The 20,634-nt window shown below is 49.7% G+C and carries 16 protein-coding genes; all 16 read left to right on the forward strand.

All coding sequences use genetic code 11. From position 1 onward, the window contains the following. The first annotated feature begins 14 nt into the window (after positions 1-14). Positions 15-2,816 carry a calcium-translocating P-type ATPase, SERCA-type gene (locus tag EI981_RS09300; protein WP_126997466.1) on the forward strand — a complete coding sequence of 934 codons (2,802 nt, stop codon included), beginning with the start codon at positions 15-17 and terminating at the stop codon, positions 2,814-2,816. Between the two features lie 93 nt (positions 2,817-2,909). Then, the gene (dapF, locus tag EI981_RS09305) at positions 2,910-3,743 is read left to right on the forward strand and encodes a diaminopimelate epimerase (protein WP_126997468.1); all 834 of its coding nucleotides are present in this window, start codon (positions 2,910-2,912) and stop codon (positions 3,741-3,743) included. 140 nt (positions 3,744-3,883) lie between these two features. Beyond that, a complete protein-coding gene (locus EI981_RS09310; protein ID WP_126997470.1) occupies positions 3,884-5,770 on the forward strand; it encodes a bifunctional homocysteine S-methyltransferase/methylenetetrahydrofolate reductase in 1,887 nt (628 codons plus the stop codon). A gap of 35 nt (positions 5,771-5,805) precedes the next feature. Then, complete coding sequence (locus tag EI981_RS09315) at positions 5,806-6,693, forward strand: YicC/YloC family endoribonuclease (RefSeq protein ID WP_126997472.1); 888 nt, start codon at positions 5,806-5,808, stop codon at positions 6,691-6,693. Positions 6,694-6,773: 80 nt separating this feature from the next. Then, the gene (gene remA / locus EI981_RS09320; protein ID WP_068781918.1) at positions 6,774-7,037 is read left to right on the forward strand and encodes an extracellular matrix/biofilm regulator RemA; all 264 of its coding nucleotides are present in this window, start codon (positions 6,774-6,776) and stop codon (positions 7,035-7,037) included. Between the two features lie 13 nt (positions 7,038-7,050). Then, complete coding sequence (gmk, locus tag EI981_RS09325; protein WP_126997474.1) at positions 7,051-7,635, forward strand: guanylate kinase; 585 nt, start codon at positions 7,051-7,053, stop codon at positions 7,633-7,635. A 40-nt stretch (positions 7,636-7,675) separates the two neighbouring features. Continuing rightward, on the forward strand, positions 7,676-7,897 hold the full coding sequence (gene rpoZ / locus EI981_RS09330; RefSeq protein WP_126997476.1) for a DNA-directed RNA polymerase subunit omega: 222 nt from the start codon (positions 7,676-7,678) through the stop codon (positions 7,895-7,897). A gap of 165 nt (positions 7,898-8,062) precedes the next feature. Further along, positions 8,063-9,283 (forward strand): bifunctional phosphopantothenoylcysteine decarboxylase/phosphopantothenate--cysteine ligase CoaBC, encoded by a 1,221-nt coding sequence (gene coaBC / locus EI981_RS09335; protein ID WP_126997478.1) that lies wholly within the window; start codon positions 8,063-8,065, stop codon positions 9,281-9,283. Further along, complete coding sequence (gene priA / locus EI981_RS09340) at positions 9,280-11,823, forward strand: primosomal protein N' (protein ID WP_126997480.1); 2,544 nt, start codon at positions 9,280-9,282, stop codon at positions 11,821-11,823. Before coaBC ends, priA begins: the two co-directional genes overlap by 4 nt. A gap of 735 nt (positions 11,824-12,558) precedes the next feature. Beyond that, entirely contained in the window at positions 12,559-13,041 is a 483-nt protein-coding gene (gene def, locus EI981_RS09345; protein WP_126997483.1) for a peptide deformylase, read from the forward strand. Positions 13,042-13,050: 9 nt separating this feature from the next. Then, complete coding sequence (fmt, locus tag EI981_RS09350) at positions 13,051-13,995, forward strand: methionyl-tRNA formyltransferase (RefSeq protein ID WP_126997485.1); 945 nt, start codon at positions 13,051-13,053, stop codon at positions 13,993-13,995. Further along, positions 13,992-15,455, forward strand: a complete 1,464-nt coding sequence (gene rsmB / locus EI981_RS09355; protein ID WP_126997487.1) for a 16S rRNA (cytosine(967)-C(5))-methyltransferase RsmB — start codon at positions 13,992-13,994, stop codon at positions 15,453-15,455. The genes fmt and rsmB overlap by 4 nt, the downstream gene beginning before the upstream one ends. A gap of 220 nt (positions 15,456-15,675) precedes the next feature. Beyond that, positions 15,676-16,722 (forward strand): dual-specificity RNA methyltransferase RlmN, encoded by a 1,047-nt coding sequence (gene rlmN / locus EI981_RS09360; protein ID WP_126997489.1) that lies wholly within the window; start codon positions 15,676-15,678, stop codon positions 16,720-16,722. 6 nt (positions 16,723-16,728) lie between these two features. Then, positions 16,729-17,502: a Stp1/IreP family PP2C-type Ser/Thr phosphatase gene (locus EI981_RS09365; protein WP_126997491.1), complete on the forward strand. Its 774-nt coding sequence runs from the start codon at positions 16,729-16,731 to the stop codon at positions 17,500-17,502. Beyond that, entirely contained in the window at positions 17,499-19,658 is a 2,160-nt protein-coding gene (gene pknB / locus EI981_RS09370) for a Stk1 family PASTA domain-containing Ser/Thr kinase (RefSeq protein WP_126997493.1), read from the forward strand. Before EI981_RS09365 ends, pknB begins: the two co-directional genes overlap by 4 nt. A gap of 69 nt (positions 19,659-19,727) precedes the next feature. After that, positions 19,728-20,633, forward strand: coding sequence for a ribosome small subunit-dependent GTPase A (rsgA, locus tag EI981_RS09375; RefSeq protein WP_126997495.1), 906 nt, complete (start codon positions 19,728-19,730; stop codon positions 20,631-20,633). Position 20,634: the final 1 nt, after the last annotated feature.

Below are 20,634 nucleotides of genomic sequence, written 5' to 3' on the forward strand. Positions count from 1 at the left end.
GGGAAAAAAGGAGAATGGAACAAAAAAACTGGCACCAGTGGAATGGGGAAGAGCTTCTGGAGCTGTTGAACGTGAAGCGCGAACAGGGCCTGACCCGGGATGAGGCGCAGAGGAGACGGGAAGAGAACGGCTGGAACGAATTGTCGGAGGGCAAGCGGGTATCTCCGCTGCTGCTGTTCCTGAACCAGTTTAAAGATTTCATGATGCTCGTATTAATGGGAGCTACGCTCATATCGGGAATTCTAGGCGAATATTTGGACGCCATTACGATTATTGCCATTGTAATCCTGAACGGTGTGCTCGGGTTCATTCAGGAATTCCGAGCTGAGCGTTCACTGCGAGCCTTGAAGCAGTTGTCTGCTCCCCACGCGAAGGTTCTTCGTGACGGGACCATCGAGCATATTCCGGCCAAGGAGCTTGTTCCCGGCGATATCGTAATCGTTGAGAGTGGAGATCGGATTCCGGCAGACGTTCGCTGGCTGTCTGTAAGCAGTATGGATGTCGAGGAGTCCGCATTGACTGGGGAATCCCATCCCGTTGGCAAGCATGCCGGGGTGCTCCGCGAGGCGGAGGTGCCGCTGGGCGACCAGAAGAACCTGGGCTTTATGGGTACGATGGTGACCCGTGGCAGTGGCAGAGGAATCGTCGTTCGTACAGGCATGGATACAGAGATGGGTAAAATAGCAGATCTAATCCAAAATACCGATTCCCAGGAGACTCCGCTGCAGCGCCGTCTTGAGCAGCTGGGCAAAATATTGATATATCTCTCGCTGGGGCTCACGGTACTGGTCGTCCTCGTCGGTATTCTACATGGACAACCGCCCGGGGCCATGTTCTTAGCTGGGGTGAGCTTGGCTGTAGCGGCGATACCCGAGGGTCTGCCGGCGATCGTCACAATTGCGCTAGCACTTGGCGTACAGCGTATGATCAAGCGCAAGGCGATTGTCCGCAAGCTTCCTTCCGTTGAGACATTGGGCTGTGCTTCGGTCATATGCTCGGATAAGACAGGAACGTTAACACAGAACAAAATGACAGTAACCCATGTGTGGCTTGAAGGGCGAGCCCTGGAAGTAACAGGCGACGGCTATGAGCCAGTCGGTCAGATATTGGAGCATGGACGATCGGTTGATCTTAAGAAAGATCAGAGCTTGCGCCGGCTGCTGCAGGTCAGCTCGCTGTGTGGAAATGCCGTGATCCATGAGGAAGACGGCGACCAGCAAGCGAAGCGCAAGGGGAAGGAACGGGAGGAGACCGCTGCTTCACGGTGGAAGCTGAAGGGGGATCCGACCGAAGGAGCGCTCGTTACGCTGGCAGCGAAGATGGGCTTATCTCCAAGCGCGCTCGGCAGCATATATACACGCGAGAAGGAATTGCCATTTGATTCTGACCGCAAGCGAATGTCTGTTATCGTATCCCACCAGGGCGGAAAAATGGCGCTCGTCAAGGGAGCGCCGGATATGCTGCTGGAGAAATGCTCCTATATATTGTGGGACGGCAAGGTGGTTCCCTTCACCGGGACCTTCCGTCAGAAGGTCCAGGCTGCTAACGAGGGAATGGCGCGGAACGCGTTGCGTGTACTCGGACTGGCATACCGCGACTTGAGACATGATGATGCGGTCGAGTCAGAAGCGGATGTCGAGTCTCAATTAATATTCATCGGACTGGCCGGGATGATCGATCCGCCGCGCCGTGAGGCACGGGAGGCGATATCTGTCTGCCGCCGTGCTGGTATCAAGACAGTGATGATTACAGGCGACCACGGTCTGACAGCTGAAGCGATTGCCGCCGAACTCGGCATTATTCCGAGGGGTGGACGCACCATGTCCGGCAATCAGTTGGCTGCCATCAGTGATGAGGAGCTGGATCTTCAAATTGATCAGATCTATGTCTACTCCCGTGTTGCACCGGAACACAAGCTGCGGATTGTCAAGTCGCTGCAGCGTAAAGGCCATGTCGTAGCCATGACTGGCGATGGCGTCAACGATGCCCCGGCGATTAAGGCGGCGGATATTGGAATCGCAATGGGTATTACCGGCACTGATGTATCTAAGGAGGCCTCTTCCCTAATACTCAGTGATGACAACTTCTCCTCCATCGTGGCGGCGATTGAGGAAGGACGGAATATTTACGAGAACATCCGCAAGTTCATCCGCTACTTACTCGCTTCCAATGTCGGTGAGATATTAACGATGTTCTTCGCCATGTTGGCCGGGCTGCCGCTACCGCTACTGCCGATTCAGATCTTGTGGGTTAATCTCGTTACAGACGGTTTGCCAGCGATGGCGCTTGGTGTAGACCAACCGGAGAAAGATTTAATGGAACACAAGCCGCGCGGAGCGAAAGAGAATATTTTTGCACGTAGACTAGGCTGGAAAATTATTAGCCGCGGATTGTTGATCGGCTTCTGTACGCTCGGGGCCTTCTGGATCACGTTGCATAGCGCACCGGATGACCCAGCTCAGCTAGCCAAGGCGCAGTCAGTTGCTTTCGCAACATTGGTCATGGCCCAGCTGATTCATGTGTTCGACTGCCGGAGTTCACGTTCGATTTTCCATCGCAACATCCTACAGAACCGTTATCTTGTCGTAGCTGTACTATCATCCGTACTCCTGCTGCTCGGGGTCATGTATATCGAGAGTCTGCAGCCGATCTTCAAGACGGTTCCGCTCGGTTTCCGTGAATGGGCGCTCAGCTTCGTTGCTGCAGGCATACCGACGTTCCTGCTTGGGGCAGGCAGTGTCTGGTCGGGACGCCGTCGCAAGTATAACGGTCCAAGACAGATGATCTCGGCGAAAAGTACAAATATTCGTGCATAAAATCAATACCTTTTACAGCGCGCAAAATATAGACTAACCCCATAAAGTATTGCTCTGACAACTCAAGACAGGGCTCTAGGGAGTGGGGTTAGAATGGAATTTACGAAAATGCATGGTCTGGGTAATGATTTTCTGGTGTTCTACAGAGAGCAGGAATTGCCGCAGAATGTCTCGGATTTGGCTATAAAATGGTGCAACCGATATTTCGGTGTGGGAGCGGACGGTCTGGTGTTTATTTTGCCGTCTGATCAAGCCGACTTTAAGATGAGAATTATTAATTCTGACGGTACAGAGGCTGAACAATGCGGAAATGCAATCCGCTGTGTCTCCAAATACGTCTACGAGGCAGGTCATACAGAGAAGCTGCGGATGACGTTCGAGACGCTTGGCGCCGGCGTCCAGGAGGTTCTTCTCAAGGTAGTAGATGGAGACGTTAAGAACGTTCGGGTTGATATGGGCGAGCCGATTCTGGAAGGAACTAAGATTCCGACGACGCTGGAAGGTGAGACTGTTATGGGACAGCCGATTGAAAGTAATGGGCAGTGGTTCAACTTTACAGCCGTATCGATGGGCAATCCTCATTGCGTCATTTATGTGGACGATGCGCCGCATTTTGAATTGGAGACATGGGGGCCACAGCTGGAGACACATCCGTACTTCCCAAGGAAGACGAATGTAGAATTTGCCACCGTGACCTCGCCTGAGCGGATCGAGATGAGGGTATGGGAACGCGGCGCGGGTCCAACCCTGGCCTGCGGCAGCGGCGCATGTGCGACTTTGGTATCCTCCGTACTCAATGGGTACACGCAACGCAAAGCCTGGGTTGGTTTGAAGGGCGGCGATCTCTATATTGAATGGAACCCTAGCGATAACCATGTGTATATGACTGGACCTGCAGAGATCGTATATCAAGGTGAAATTGAATAATATTTTGTTAAAAAAGGCCTGCAGGCCTTTTTTTGTGTGAAGTTCTATCATTTCCTTATCAATTGACGGAAATTATGATAAATTAATATGAAACTAAAGCGAAGTCAAGCTACCATTACTTATATCAAGGAGGGGCTCATATGAGGCCAGATCTGCGTCAAACGTGGAAAAATGAAGTTTTAATCGGCGATGGAGCTATGGGTACCTACCTGCACCAGTTGGGCTTTTCCGTCGGCATTTCCTATGAGGAGATGAATTTGACTCGCCCGGACGTGATTCAAGATGTGCACCGCCGCTATATTGATGCAGGTGCTAGATTAATAGAGACGAATACGTTCTCCGCGAATTTCTATAAATTATCCAAGTTTGGTCTGGAGGACCAGGTAGCGGATATTAACCGCGCTGCAGCACGCATTGCTAGACAGGCGGCCGGTCCTGACATATTTGTCGCTGGCGCTGTGGGGACGATTCGTGGTGGCAAGCGCGTCAATGTGACCGACCAGGAATTGGTCAAATACTTCGACGAGCAGATGACTGCCTTACTGACGGAGGATGTAGATGCGCTCATTCTGGAGACCTTCTACGATCTGAGAGAGATGCGACTTGCACTTGGACGCGCTCGCCATCTGACCCCATTGCCGATCATTTGTCAGTTTGCCGTTGATCAATTGGGAAGAACGTTAGATGGCTACTCTATTGAGGAAGCTTTCGGAATTCTCCAGGCGGAGGGGGCCGATGTACTTGGCTTCAACTGTCATTCCGGACCAAAGGGCATTATGAGCGTTATGGAGAGATTGAATGGTCCGCTGAATATGCCGTTGTCCGTATTTCCGAACGCAGGTTTGGCGGATTACGTAGATGGAGAATATGTATATGGGGCTACTCCTGCATATTTTGGTGAATGTGCAGTGTCGTTTTCCGATTTGGGATCACGCTTGATCGGGGGATGCTGCGGCACTACTCCGGAACATATCGCAGCTACGGCTAGAGCGCTGGCCGACTATAATCCAGCTTCATTAACAGAAGGTCGCTCGCTTCCAACAGTCCTTGAATCGATTCAGGTACTTGAACGTGAACTGGATAATGGAGACAATAACCGGGCGGACAATACTCCGAATATCGTAGATCTGGTAGAAGAACGACATACGGTTATCGTGGAGCTGGATCCTCCACGGGATCTGGATACAAGCAAGTTCATGGCCGGGGCAAAAGCTCTAAAAGAAGCGGGAGTCGATGCCTTGACACTGGCTGATAATTCTCTGGCTGTCACAAGGATGAGCAATATGGCGCTTGGCTCACGCGTACAATCTGAGATTGGACTACGGCCGCTTATTCATATCGCCTGCCGTGATCGCAATCTGATCGGTACACAGTCACATTTGATGGGATTCGATGCCCTCGGCATTGATCATGTTCTGGCCGTGACGGGTGATCCAGCTCGCTTTGGGGATTTGCCAGGAGCCAGCTCGGTTTACGACCTCACCTCCTTTGAGATTATCCGCATGATCAAGCAGTTAAATGAAGGTACTGCGTTCTCGGGCAAGCCGCTTAAGCATCGCGCCAACTTTGTGATCGGCGCTGCTTTTAACCCGAATGTGAAGTATCTGAACAAAGCTGTAGAGCGGCTTGAGAAGAAAATCGCTTCAGGTGCGGATTACATTATGACCCAACCGGTCTATGATCCTGAACTGATCGTAGCGATCCGTGAGGCGACCGCTCATCTCGACATTCCGATCTTCCTTGGTATTATGCCGCTGGCAAGCGGTAAGAACGCTGAGTACCTGCATAACGAGGTTCCAGGCATTACGCTGCCTGAGTCCGTACGCAAGCGGATGGAGGGGCTTCAGGGGGCAGAGGGTCGTGCTATAGGCGTAGAGATTGCCAAGGAACTGCTTGATACAGCAATGCAGCATTTTAACGGCATTTATTTGATGACTCCTTTCATGTTCTATGAAATGACTGTAGCTTTGACAAATTATGTTCATGAGAAGTCGATGCACCGGGCTTCCCACTTGTCTCGTTCATAATTATCAATTACAATAGGGTAACGGATGTGATGTTCATGTCTCACAGTATGACTGGGTACGGTGGTTCCGCCAGATATTATGGCGGTTATAACATTCAATTTGAGATTAAGTCTGTCAATCATCGGTATTCCGAGGTTGTACTTCGGATGCCCCGAGAGTGGACTTGCTACGAGGATAAGCTGCGGCGGTTAGTTCAGGAGCATGTGAAGCGTGGCAGGATTGACGTATTCATAAGCAAGGAACGGGATGATGACAGTTCCTTGCCTTTTGTACTGAACCGTCCGGTTATTGAGGCTTATATACAGGCGAATGAAGAGCTGAAGCTGCATTACGGCATTGACTCTTCACTCACCGCTAAGGATTTGCTCACGCTGCCTGATGCTGTGATCGCTCCGGATCCATTGCTGGACGGAACTGTCACGGACGATCAGTGGGAGTCGGTTCTTATTGAAGGCCTTGAAGAAGCGCTGGATGGGCTTATCGCTATGCGAGAGCAAGAAGGGCTTCATCTGGTCTCTGACTTAGAGCAGCGTGTATCCAGGTTGCAGGAGATCCACGCCGACATCGTCAGATTGGCGCCAGAAGTAGTAGTGGACTACCGTAATCGGCTCAAAGGGCGACTCGCCGAACTGTTGGAGGGGGCTTTTGATGAACAGAGATTCGCGATGGAGGTCGCCGTGTTTGCGGATCGTTCCAATATCGACGAAGAGCTAATTAGATTGAAGAGTCACTTCGAGCAGTGCCGCGGATTATTGCAATCGGAAGGGCCGGTTGGACGGAAGCTGGATTTTTTGATACAGGAAATGAACCGGGAGACGAATACGATTGGTTCCAAGGCCAATCACCTGGCTCTGGTCAACCGTGTAGTCGAGATGAAAGCAGAACTGGAGAAAATTCGTGAACAAGCGGCCAATCTCGAATAGCGTAACTAAGAGTAAGTGTTCAAAAGTGGATTTTTGAACTACCTCTCAGAGTCAAGTAAATTAGGGGGAAAAACCTGGATATGGCAGCAATTAAACTTATTAACATTGGCTTTGGTAATATCGTATCAGCGAACCGAATCATTTCAATCGTGAGTCCTGAGTCTGCCCCAATCAAGCGGATTATTCAGGAGGCAAGAGACCGCCATATGCTGATCGATGCGACCTATGGACGTCGTACGCGTGCGGTAATTATTACCGACAGTGATCATGTCATATTGTCGGCGGTGCAGCCGGAGACGGTTGCTCATCGCTTATCCACCAAAGATGATGACAACGACGAGTAAAATGGAGAGAACTATGGCTAAAGGTTTATTAATCGTATTATCAGGGCCGTCCGGTGTAGGTAAAGGGACGGTCTGCAATGAGTTGCGGGCTAGAATGCCTAAGCTCGTATATTCCGTGTCTGCCACGACGCGCCATCCGCGCCTCGGGGAAGAGAACGGGGTTAATTATTTCTTCAAGTCCCGCGAGCAATTTATGGAGATGATCGAGAAGGATCAATTGCTCGAATATGCGGAATATGTAGGGAATTATTATGGTACTCCACGTGATTTCGTTGAGGAGACGCTTGAGAGCGGCCGCGATATTATTCTTGAAATCGAGGTACAGGGCGCGCTCAAGGTGAAGGAGAAATTTCCGGAGGGTGTGTTTGTATTTCTACTTCCTCCTTCCTTGGATGAATTGAAGGATCGCATTCAAGGGCGGGGAACAGAGAATCAGGCGACGATCGACCATCGGATGTCGGTTGCGGCTGATGAGATGAGATTGCTGGAACAATATGACTACGCCGTAGTTAATGATGAGATTGATCATGCCTGCAGAAGGATTGAGGCCATCATTACGGCAGAGCATTGCAAAGTAAGAAAACCTGCCGATATCTAATATTCGGTAAACGAGTCTAATAGAAGAGGTGTGTTGCTTCATGCTATATCCATCCATTGACAAGATGCTAGGCATCGTTGGTAGCAAGTATTCCCTAGTCGTAGCTGCTTCCCGTAGAGCTAGACAACTTAGAGAGGGCTCCAAGAGCGATCTTGAGCAGCCAAGATCCCATAAGCAAGTCGGTATCGCCTTAGAGGAAATTTACGGCGGTGTCGTCAAGCTTAAACCGGAAGTTGAAGAACCTGCAACAATCGAGAAATAAAATAGATCGACCTCGTGGTCATATGTTGATTTTGAACAACCTCTTTAGTTACAACCGCGAGGTTGTTATTTTTTTCTGCTCATATTGGCTGGGACTGATTACTGCATCCCTTGTAAAGCAAGGGGAATTTGACTTCGTGATAACTTGAAAGCGGGGGATAGGACGATGTTAAACGGCAAAAAAATATTGCTTGGCGTTACAGGGGGAATCGCTGCATTCAAGGCGGCTTCGCTCTGTAGTATGCTTGTGAAGCAAGGGGCGGAAGTTCGCGTCATTATGACCGAATCGGCTACGAAATTCATTAGCGAGCTGACCTTACAGGCCTTATCCAAAAATGCTGTATACACGGATACCTTTGATGAGAAGAAGCCGGAGGCAATCGCCCATATTGAACTGGCAGACTGGGCTGATCTGGTGCTTGTTGCCCCGATTACGGCGAATATGATCGGCAAAATGGCTGTGGGCATCGGAGACGATATGTTGTCGACAACTCTACTGGCTGTCACCGCACCGATTATGCTTGCTCCAGCGATGAATGTTCATATGTATACTCATCCGGCCGTATCAAGGAATATGGCAGAGCTTAGATCGCGAGGCGTTCATATGATTGAGCCGGGCGTTGGACTACTGGCCTGCGGATATACGGGTAAGGGGAGAATGGAAGAGCCCGAAGCGATTGTAGAAGAAGTGAATCAATTCTTTAAGCGTCAGTCTAAGCGGGCTGATCTTCCACTTGCCGGTAAGAAAGTTGTCGTAACCGCAGGAGGAACCATCGAACGTATTGACCCAGTCCGGTATATTACGAATGATTCTTCAGGTAAGATGGGATTTGCTGTCGCCAAGGCTGCACAAGAGCTAGGCGCTGACGTTACCCTTGTCGTCGCCCGTACGCAGGTGGCCCCTCCACTTAACATCAATACGGTATATGTAGAATCGGCTATGGAGATGTATGAGGCCGTTGCTAACGTATGGCAAGACACGGATATTTTAGTGAAGGCAGCTGCCGTAGCGGATTATCGACCGAAGAGTCCGGCTCAGCACAAAATTAAGAAATCGGGGGATGCTCTACAGCTGGAACTCGTTAAAAATATTGATATTCTGCAGACGCTAGGTCAACAGAAGACATCGCAGTTCCTGATTGGATTTGCAGCTGAGACGGAGAATCTGGAGCAGTATGCCATGGATAAGCTACAGCGTAAGAACTGTGATCTATTGATTGCCAATGATGTAACCCAGGCAGGAGCGGGCTTTGGCATCGATACGAATATTGTGAACATCTATGATGCACAGGGTCTTGTGAAGTCGCTGCCTATGATGACTAAGGAGGAGATGGGTCTCCATATTATGGAGCTCGCTGCGGAACGACTGGCGGGAGTTGGAAAATGAACTGCAAAATTGCTAGAGTAATCGTCGATGTTCCGAGTCGCGATACGGATCGTCCCTTCGATTATATTATTCCGGATACGATGAAAGACTGGATCGAGATCGGGAGCAGGGTCGGTGTCCCATTTGGACATCGAACAGTCCAGGGCTTCGTTATTGATCTCCGGCCCGACTCCGAGCTGAATTTTGCACGTATGAAGCCGATTCAGGAGCTATTGGACCTGATGCCTCCGCTCCCGCTTGATCTCGTCAAGCTGGCTGAGTGGATGAGCCATAGGTATGCTTGCAGTATGATCTTCGCGCTTCAGGCGATGATTCCTACAGCTCTTAAAGGTAAAGCGGAGAGATATATTCAGCTCCAGGAAGATATAGATCCTACGGATGAAGACCAAACGGACGAAGCTTTATATGCGGTTCCTCCGCTGTTAACCGGTGAGGAAGAGCAAATCGTCGCTTACATCAAAGCGAATGGCTCCGTTCCGATGACGATGGCTCATCTGAGTGCCCAATTTCCCGGTCAAGGGGAGACAATCAAGGGCCTGCTGCGGGCTGGTGTACTAACAGAGACACAGATGATTAAGGATAAGGTCCGGAAGAAGACCGTCAAGACGGTAACAGCAACGGTCAGCGGGGAGGCGGCGGAAGCTGCGCTCGCTTCCTTCAGCGCGCAGGCGCGTAGGCAGAAAGAGGTTCTTGAGTTCTTGCTTGAGGTCGGGGTGACGATATCCCTACAGGAATTGCTGACCACGCTGGGCGTTACGGCTGGAACGGTCAAGAAGCTTGCTGAGAAAGGCTTTGCGCTTATTGAGGACGCTGAAGTGTTTCGTGATCCTTATCAGGATCGTCGCTTCAAACGGACCGAGCCGCTACCGCGAACGCTGGAGCAAGAGCTTGTCTATAATAAAATTAGTGAAGTGCTGGATAGTAGATCATATGGCGCTTTTTTATTGCATGGAATTACTGGAAGTGGGAAGACAGAAGTTTATATGCAGACGATCGAACGTTGCATTTCGCTTGGCCGCCAGGCGATTGTACTGGTGCCGGAAATCTCGCTGACTCCGCAAATGGTAGAACGCTTCAAGGGGCGGTTCGGCAATAAGGTTGCCGTGATGCACAGCCGTCTATCAACTGGAGAACGCTATGATGAGTGGCGGAAGATCAGAGAGGGACGCGTGCAGGTGGCGATCGGTGCCCGTTCCGCTATTTTTGCCCCCTTCTCTGATCTTGGATTGATTGTTATGGACGAGGAACATGAGACGTCGTATAAGCAGGAAGAGACGCCTAAATATCATGCGCGAGATGTGGCGATTCGCCGAGCCAAGCAGCACCATGCTGCTGTTATTCTCGGCTCGGCTACACCGTCACTGGAGAGTTACCACGCGGCCAGATCGCTCGATAATGATCAGTATGCGCCGATACTGCTGGAGATGAATGCACGCGCTTCGGGTAGCAGGTTGCCAAGTATACAGATTGTGGATATGCGGGAAGAATTGCGAGAAGGGAACCGCTCGATGTTCAGCAGACAGCTCCATGCCGGAATAGAGGCTAGACTTGAACGCGGTGAGCAGAGTGTCTTATTCCTGAACCGTCGTGGCTTCTCAACATTTGTGATGTGCCGTACCTGCGGATATGTAGCCGGCTGTCCGGATTGCGATATCTCACTCACCTATCATCAGAAGTCGAACAATTTGCGTTGTCATTATTGCGGCTATGCCGTGCCTGCGCCTTCAGTATGTCCAGAGTGCGGGAGTGAACATATCCGCTATTTTGGAACCGGTACCCAACGGGTTGAGACCGAGCTGTCCAAGCTGTTTCCAGGGATTCGGGTTATCCGTATGGACGTAGATACGACAACGGAGAAGGGCTCGCATGAGAAGCTTCTCCAGGCTTTTCGCGAGAAGAAGGGCGATGTGCTGTTGGGGACGCAAATGGTCGCCAAAGGGCTGGATTTTCCGGATGTTACGTTGGTAGGTGTTATTGCTGCAGATACATCGCTTAATTTTCCGGACTTCCGGTCCGCAGAGAAGACTTTTCAATTGTTGACGCAGGTGGCCGGTCGGGCTGGTCGTCACCAGCTTCCGGGCGAGGTTGTGATCCAGACCTATATACCTGATCACTATTCGATTGTACATGCCAGTTCGCATGATTATAACTCATTTGTACGCGAGGAGTTGCTACACCGCAAGGCACTGCATTATCCACCGTATAGCCGCTTGATTCTTGTAACGCTGTCCCATGAGAAGCTACCGTTATTGCTGCGGATGGCCGAGAATTTCACGGCGAATTTGCGTGGTAAGGCCCAGCAGTTGGGATGGTTCGGCAATATGGACCGCTTTACGAGAGATGTTCTGGACATTCTTGGTCCGGTCGCCTCGCCGATCCCGCGGATCAAGAACCGCTACAGATTTCAATGCATGGTGAAGTATCGCGGTTCGCTGGACGCGGCAGAACTGGTGCGCAGTGTGGCTGAGACCATGCTGAACGATATGCGTGACTCATCGTTTCAGATCAGTATTGATGTGGACCCGCAGATGCTGATGTAAATAATGGGAGTATTGTGACAACCAAGAATTAGAAGCCGCCGGACGTATTTGCTTCTTAGTATCAGAAATAGTTGCAGAAATGCACTTATTAACAGGAGGGTCTCTGTAAACTCACGAAATAAATGCAGGTATACAACTATTTTGAAATTTATGCTTGTTATGAACAAGATTCAGCCTAAATAAGTGTATAGCCGCAGTTATTTGCTGTATGAAGCCCGTAAAAGACCGGAATAGTTGCAAATAAACACTTATTTCCGATTTTACTATTCTGTATTAGAGAATATAGTATACAGCTATAAGAATAAGTGCATAACACTACACTTAAATTAACAATCAAAAGGGCTATGGTTGTAGTAAGTGTAATTTGTACACTTAAAATAGCGAGAGCTCACAGATTTCGTGTAAACGGCCATTTTAAGTGTACGTTATACAATTAAAACTTGAGTTAACGCCTATAGCCATCCATTTCGTTGTATTTTTTGCAATTAAGTATTCGGTTAATGGATGAACTAGGGATTGAGGAGCGGAGCTACACGTTTTCGGAGAAAACGACCTCGGAAGCTTATGCTTGTAGTTTGTACGTGATCACCTGAGATGTTTCTGGAGGAAACATGTCTTCGTAAGCATCTGCTTAGTCCCGGTGAATTCATGATTCGATGCTGAGATGCTTCCTTGATATACTACGTGATCAAAAGTTGAATTTTTGAACTACATATAAAAGGATGGTGTTTTGATATGGCATTGCGGATTATTGTCCAAGAACCGGATGAAGTGTTGCATCAGGTCGCTAAAGAGGTTAAGAAGATTACTCCAAACGTACAGAAATTGCTGACCGATATGGCGGAGACGATGTATGATGCCGAGGGTGTCGGGCTTGCGGCACCGCAGGTTGGTATTCTGAAGCGGGCCATTGTCGTAGATGTTGGCGATGAGCATGGACTAATTGAACTGATTAACCCTGAGATCGTCAGCAAAGAGGGAGAACAATTCGGTCCCGAGGGCTGCTTGAGCATCCAGGGATTGCGTGGTGATGTACGCCGGGCACAGACAGTCACGGTTAAAGGCCTCGACCGTAACGGCAAAGAGGTTACATATACAGGGTCGGATTTGCTCGCGAGAGCTTTTCAGCATGAAATTGACCATCTGAACGGTGTTCTCTATACAGATGTGGCGGAAAGAGTATATGAAATTACCCCTGAGGGTGAAGAAAAGGTGTGAGGAATAACGATGAATATCGTATTTATGGGGACGCCTGCTTTTGCAGTTCCGTCTCTGGAGGCTCTGATTGCAGAAGGCTATAACGTTGTTGGTGTCGTGACTCAGCCGGATCGTCCGCAAGGTAGGAAGAAGGTCCTGACTCCGACTCCGGTAAAAGAAGCAGCATTGCGGCATGGTCTTCCAGTGCTTCAGCCACATAGAATGCGCGCGCCGGAAGCCGTGGAAGAACTGGCTGCGCTACGTCCTGATCTAATTGTTACGGCTGCTTACGGACAGATTCTGCCTAAGGCCGTGTTGGACTTGCCTAAGTATGGTTGCTTGAATGTACATGGGTCACTCTTGCCCGCTTACCGCGGGGGTGCGCCGATCCAACGCTCGATCATCAACGGTGAGAAGGAGACCGGCGTTACGCTGATGTATATGGCAGAGGGCTTGGATACAGGGGATATGATCGAGAAGGTTGTTGTTCCGATCGAGGATGAAGATAATTCGGGCACGATGTTTGAAAAATTAAGCCTTGCTGGGGCGAAGCTACTGATGGAGCAGCTGCCGCTTATCTTGAACGGTACTGCCAAGCGGGTTCCGCAGAACGATGAGGAAGCTTCGTATGCTTCTAACTTGTCGCGTGAGGATGAGCGGATCGATTGGACGGCTTCATCCCTTGATATTTTCAATCGGGTTAGAGGCTTAGTGCCATTCTCGGGCGCATTTACGCTGTGGAACGACGAAGTTTTCAAGATATGGTCGGTAGCTAAGCCGACCATGGCAGGATCCGCATCGGCTACCGGGGTAGTTCCCGGGACGATACTCGAGCTGTCCGAGCAAGGGATCGAAGTGAAGACCGGCGATGGATCGGTTTGGCTAACCCGTGTCCAGCCCGCTGGGAAGAAAGCAATGGAGGCCGCTGAATTTATTCGCGGCGGTGTCATGAAGAAAGGCACGGTATTGTCATGAGCGATATGAAAGGCCATTCCGGCCAGGCTGACAGCAACAAGAGAAGACAGGGGAATCAATCTGGAGCTGGCATGGGTTCCAATGCTGGCAAAAGAAGCAAAAAGGCGCAGCCTACAGCGCGGGATACTGCTCTGGATGTGTTGACCGCTGTAGAGCAAGAAGGGGCCTACAGCAACTTGCTCCTGAATGGAGCGCTGCAGAAATCCGGGCTTACTGGTCCAGATGCGGGTCTTGCTACAGAGCTTGTATATGGCACCATATCACACCTCAATACGATTGATTACTTTCTGGAGTCCTTTGTTAGCAAAGGGATGGCCAAGCTTCAGCCTTGGGTCAGAAATTTATTGCGGCTAAGCTTCTATCAATTGTATTATCTGGATCGTATTCCACCCCATGCGGCGGTGAACGAAGCAGTAAATATCGCAAAACGGCGTGGTCATCAAGGGATTTCCGGAATGGTGAACGGGGTGCTGCGAAATGTGCTTCGTCGCAAGGCGGAGTTGTCCTTGCCTAGTGATCTCTCTCCGGAGGCACGGATCTCACTTGCTTATTCCCATCCGGAATGGCTCGTCTCGCGTTGGATTGAGCAATACGGAGAAGCTATCGCGGAAGCGATCTGCATCGCGAATAATGAACCTCCTTCCGTCAGCATTCGTGTGAATCGTTCTCGGACGAGTCGGGAAGAGATGTTAGCAGTTATGAAAAAACAGGGGCTGGAAGTCGTTCCGTCACCTATATCACCGGATGGTATTTTGGTATTAAGCGGCGGCAACATGGCACTTACAGAATGGTATAAAGGTGGACTTATCTCGATCCAGGACGAGAGCTCAATGCTCGTTGGCGCGGCTGTTCAGGCGATGCCGGGTATGAAGGTGCTTGATTGCTGCGCCGCTCCCGGCGGCAAGACATGCCATATCGCTGAACGGATGGAAGGGCGCGGTCAAGTGATCGCGAACGACATCCATACGCATAAGGCGCAACTGATCGCCGATCAGGCAAAGCGGCTTGGCCTTGACCATGTTGAGACGATGACCAACGATGCGGCCAATTTATCCGAGCGATTCACGGTCGAGTCATTTGACCGTATTTTGCTGGATGCTCCATGTTCAGGCTTGGGCGTAATTCGCCGGAAGCCAGATTTGAAATGGACGAAGACACCAGGCGATATTACGGAGATTAACGCGATTCAACGTACCCTATTAGATGCGGTGTGTGGGCTGCTGAAGCCGGGTGGAATTCTGGTCTACAGCACCTGTACGATTGAACGAAGCGAAAATGCGGGCATGGTAGAAGCTTTTTTGCAGCGTCATCCGGAATTTTCACTTGCCGAGGATATGCCGGAGGACTGGCAAGCTTTGCAGGAAGCAAGTGCCAGAGAGAAGAACGGATTGCAGATCCTACCTCAGGACTATCATTCTGACGGATTTTATATCGCTCGTCTTGTGAGAACCTCGATTTAAGTTGTGGTCTATACTTAATCTTTGCGAAATACCTAGAATTACTATATACTGGAATCGGTGAAGCACACTTCTAGTTATTGCTTTAAGCGATAATAGGGGTGTGCTTTTTGCTGCGCAAGCCCCTGTTAAGTGCTTCCACTTTAGTGTTATTATATTTTATGCTAAAATAGGTGGAATGAGTATGGTCATATACTTGATACTATAGAATAGGTGTGTGAAGATGAAACCTTTTATATACGATATGAGTTTGGAAGAGCTTCAGGAATGGGCAGTACAGCAAGGGGAGTCGGCTTTCCGCGGTGCGCAGATATTTGACTGGCTTTATGTAAAGCGCGTAAACTCTTTTGATGAGATGACGAATTTATCCAAGACGCTTCGGCAAAAATTGGACGAACAGTTCTCGTTCGTAACTTTGAATGAAATTACGAAGTTTGAATCCAAGGACGGCACGGTCAAGTTCCTGTTCGGGCTGCATGATGATCATGCGATCGAGACGGTTATCATGAAGCATAACTACGGGAATAGCGTCTGCGTTACCACACAAGTCGGCTGCAAGGTTGGTTGTACATTCTGTGCGTCTACCTTGGGTGGACTGAAGCGGAATCTCAATCCGGGGGAAATAGTAGCCCAAGTTGTGCAGGCTCAGAAGATTCTTGACACACGCGGCGAACGTGTTAGCAGCATTGTGATCATGGGAACAGGTGAACCGTTCGAAAATTATGATGCCACGATGAAATTTTTACGAATTATGATTCATGAGAAGGGCTTGAACATTGGACAACGGCATATTACTGTATCAACGAGCGGTATCGTTCCCAATATATATAAATTTGCTGATGAAGATACCCAGATTAATCTGGCGATTTCGATTCATGCACCGAACGATGCGCTACGCTCCAAGCTGATGCCTGTCAACCGCCGCTTCCCGTTCGATGATGTTATCGAGGCACTGCGTTATTACATCGCCAAGACCGGACGCCGCGTAAGCTTCGAATATGCGCTGATTGGCGGAGTAAATGATCAGGTGGAGCATGCAGAGGAACTGGCAGAGGTTCTCAAGGATATGCTCTGTCACGTGAATCTGATCCCAGTCAACCATGTTCCAGAGCGGAAATATGTCAGAACCTCAAGAAACGATATTTTTCAGTTCCAACGTACATTGGCGGACAAGGGCATTAACGTAACGATTCGCCGGGAGCAAGGACATGATATTGCAGCGGCTTGCGGACAACTGCGGGCCAAACATATGCAGTCTGGTACGAGGTGATTAAGATTGATAAAAACGGCTTATGTAAGTGATGTAGGAAGGGTTCGCTCTGTGAACGAAGACAGCACCTGGGTTGCTGGCTTGGAACAAGGGTATACGCTGGCGATCGTGGCTGATGGTATGGGTGGACATCAGGCTGGGGATACAGCCAGCCGTCTGACCGTCGAGACGATTGTGCAAGATTTGCAGTCTTTGCCTGCAAACTTGTCATCGCAAGAGTTCGGAAATGAACTGCAACGAGCGATTCTGCATGCTAATGATATCGTGTATCGTGAAGCGAAGGAGCATGTAGAGTACTACAATATGGGGACCACGGTGGTTGCCGTCCTCCTTAAGGAACGCGAGGGAATCATCGGCCATATTGGAGACAGCAGAGTCTATCAATTCCAAAATAACGTGCTGACTCAAATCACTGAAGATCATTCTCTCGTTAATGAATTGCTTAAGAATAATCAGATTAGCGAGCAGGAAGCAAACGTGCATCCACATCGAAATATCGTGACCCGGGCACTCGGAACCGATGAAGAGGTGGTTGCCGACATGTATTCGGTGATGTTAGATGAGGGAGATATACTGCTGCTCTGTAGTGACGGTCTCAGCAATCATGTAACCCCGGAACAAATGATTCATACGCTTGGAGCCGGCGAGCTCCCTCTGGATCATCGTGCTAATCAATTGCTTCAATTCGCCCTGGATGCAGGGGGCGACGATAATATTACCGTCGCTTTGTTGGAGTATCATGATGAGTCCGTGTCAAGCGCAAAGGGGTGGGATTTATGATCGGTCACGAGTTAGGTGGTCGTTACCAAATTATTGAACGAATTGGCGGGGGAGGCATGGCCCTCGTCTATCGGGCTCAGGATATTCTATTAAATCGTAATGTAGCTATTAAGGTTTTGCGTCAGCAATTTGTGAACGATGAGGAATTTATCCGCCGCTTCCGACGTGAGGCACAATCAGCGGCATCCTTGTCACATCCGAATATCGTTAGCGTCTATGATGTCGGACAAGAGGGCGATGTCCATTACATTGTTATGGAATATATTGAAGGCCGCAACTTGAATGAGATTATCAAAGAGCGTGCTCCATTGCAGGTAGATGAGGCAGTTCGTATCGCATCGCAAATCGCCGACGCCTTGGATCATGCCCATATGAATCATATTATTCATCGTGATATTAAACCTCATAACATATTAATCGGCCGTAATGGCTGGGTGAAAGTGACTGACTTCGGAATCGCACGTGCCGTAACTTCAACGACGATTACGCAGACGGGCTCGGTCATTGGGTCTGTGCATTACTTCTCACCTGAACATGCCAAAGGGGTAACAACGGGCGAGAAATCAGACCTTTACTCCCTTGGAATTGTACTCTATCAGATGCTGACTGGCCGTCTTCCATTCCTTGGGGAGAGCCCAATCAGTGTGGCGCTGAAGCATCTACAGGAGCATTTTGACGAGCCGCGTTCGGTGAATCCAATGATCCCGCAGAGTGTGGAGAATATAATATTGAAATCGATGCGCAAAAATCCAGGCGAGAGATATGAATCTGCCAAGGAAATGCTGCGCGATCTGGAGACCTGTCTGCTGCCGGAGCGCAGGACGGAGAATAAGCTGACTTTTGCCGATAACGAGGATGAGGACAGCACTCGTGTTGTCCCGGCTATTAAGCCTCAAAATAGGCAGTCTGGTGGAGGCTCGAAGTTGTCCCGTGATGACCAGGGGTCCGATGAGCGGCAGAAGCAGAAATCAGGGAAGAAGCCGATAAGCAGTAAGACTAAATTATGGGTCAGCATTACGCTGATTGTGATCGTTGCGATGCTTGGTACTGCTTGGTATGTGAATAAGCTCGTCACCGTAGAAGAAGTAAAGGTACCGAATGTGCTTAATATGTCAATTGAACAAGCTACTGAGGAGTTCTCCAAGGTAGGTATTGTGGTTGGGGATATTGCTCAGCTATATAAAGAGGGCGTAGATGAAGGAATTGTCTATGAACAGAGCAAGCCAGAGGGAACCGCGGTGAAGGAAGGCTCGTCGATTGATTTGACAGTAAGCACAACGAAGGAGCTTCCAAAAATGCCGATGCTGGATAATGCGGCCTATACCTATGAAGAGGCTGTTGCACAGCTGGTAGAGCTCGGAGCTTCGACAGAAAGGATCAGAAAGGATGAGGAGAATTCCGATGTAAAAGCGGGGCAGGTCATTGGGCAAACTCCTGCTGCCAATTCTTTGTTTGATCCGGAGAAAGATCAGATTGTCTTGAAAGTGAGCAAGGGGCCGGAAAAAATCAAGATGCCTAAGCTGGTCGGGAAGACCCAGGATGAAGCGCTGAAGGCGATTGAGGATGCGGGGCTGAAGCTGGCAAAGGACGGAATTAAGCAAAAATCGAGCTATGAGGTACCGTCAGGTCAGGTCATGGAGCAGTGGCCATATGCTGAAGGCGCTGACGCGGCACCGGGCTCCGAAGTAACCATATTCGTCAGCTCCGGCTATCCGTCCGATGCGATCGAGTATACCTTCGTGGTTCCTGTTGTTCCGGCTACAGACGGACAAAAGAGCAAAATCCATATTATATACGGGGATGCTCGCGGTGAGAATCAAGACTGGGGTACGAAGACGATCGGCAAACCGCAATATATGTCGGTAGATCTCGTTCTGGCACCTAATAAGGACGGATATGTCTATGTGAACCGCGATGGGGCATTAACGGATACCTACAAGATCTCGTATATTGATGCCAAGCAGGGGACTGTGCCGCAGCCATCATTGCCTGTAACGAATACGCCGGATGAATCAAATAATGAGTCTACTGGCAATAATGGTGACGATGATAACGGGAGTTCTGATCAGAATCCTCCAGATACAGGCATGGCCAACAATTCCAAGTTAACTGGAAGGTTAACGAATGGGAAGATGAAGGGGTTTGGACATCATTGAAGTTGAGCTTGAATAAGCTTCAATCGTTATATCGTTATACAGACAGATATGAAAGCGAGGCCTGCAAGAATGCCTGAAGGCTTAATCGTTAAGGCACTAAGCGGATATTACTATGTGAAGCCTGCAGACCCGGCGTTGGATGAGATTATCCAGTGCCGGGGCCGCGGCATTTTTAAGAAAAAAGGCATATCACCTCTCGTTGGAGATCGGGTCATGTATAGTCCGACGGAGAACGGCGAAGGGATGGTAGATGAAATTCTACCGCGCATCACGGAGTTGATTCGTCCGCCGATAGCTAACGCCAGGCTTGCGGTACTGTTATTCTCACTGAAAGAGCCTGATCTGAATTTGCAGCTTCTGGACAAGTTCCTGGTACATATCGAACATGAGGGGCTGGAAGCCTTGATTTGCTTGACCAAAGAGGACTTGCTCGATGCGGAAAAAGAGGATACAGCCAGCATTACGGAGCAGGCAGCTCGCCTCTATGAGCAGATCGGATATGAAGTGTTCATTACCAGTTCTCTGACTGGCAAAGGAACGGAAGCTGTGAAGTCGCGTCTGGCCGGGGAGATTAGCGTACTTTCCGGTCAGTCCGGGGTAGGCAAATCGACGCTGCTGAATGCGATGTTCCCCGGATTGTCGCTGGAGACGAGTGAGATTAGCATGAAGCTTGGCCGGGGTAGACATACGACCCGACATGTAGAGCTGATCGAGCTTGAGAATGGCGGATATGTGGCGGACACTCCAGGCTTTAGCCAGCTGGATTTCCTTGAGCTTGGCGTCGAGGAGCTGTCTACCTGCTTCCGTGAGTTCCGCGAGCCTTCAGAGGGTTGCAAATTCCGCGGCTGTACGCATCTGCATGAGCCAGGCTGTAAGGTGAGAGAGGCTGTGGATGATGGGGCTATTGCAGCGGGACGGTATGAGCATTATGTGCAATTTTATGAGGAAATGAAAGACAAAAAACGGAGGTATTGAC

Origin of the sequence: Paenibacillus lutimineralis (genome assembly GCF_003991425.1) — a bacterium.
GTDB lineage: Bacteria > Bacillota > Bacilli > Paenibacillales > Paenibacillaceae > Fontibacillus > Fontibacillus lutimineralis.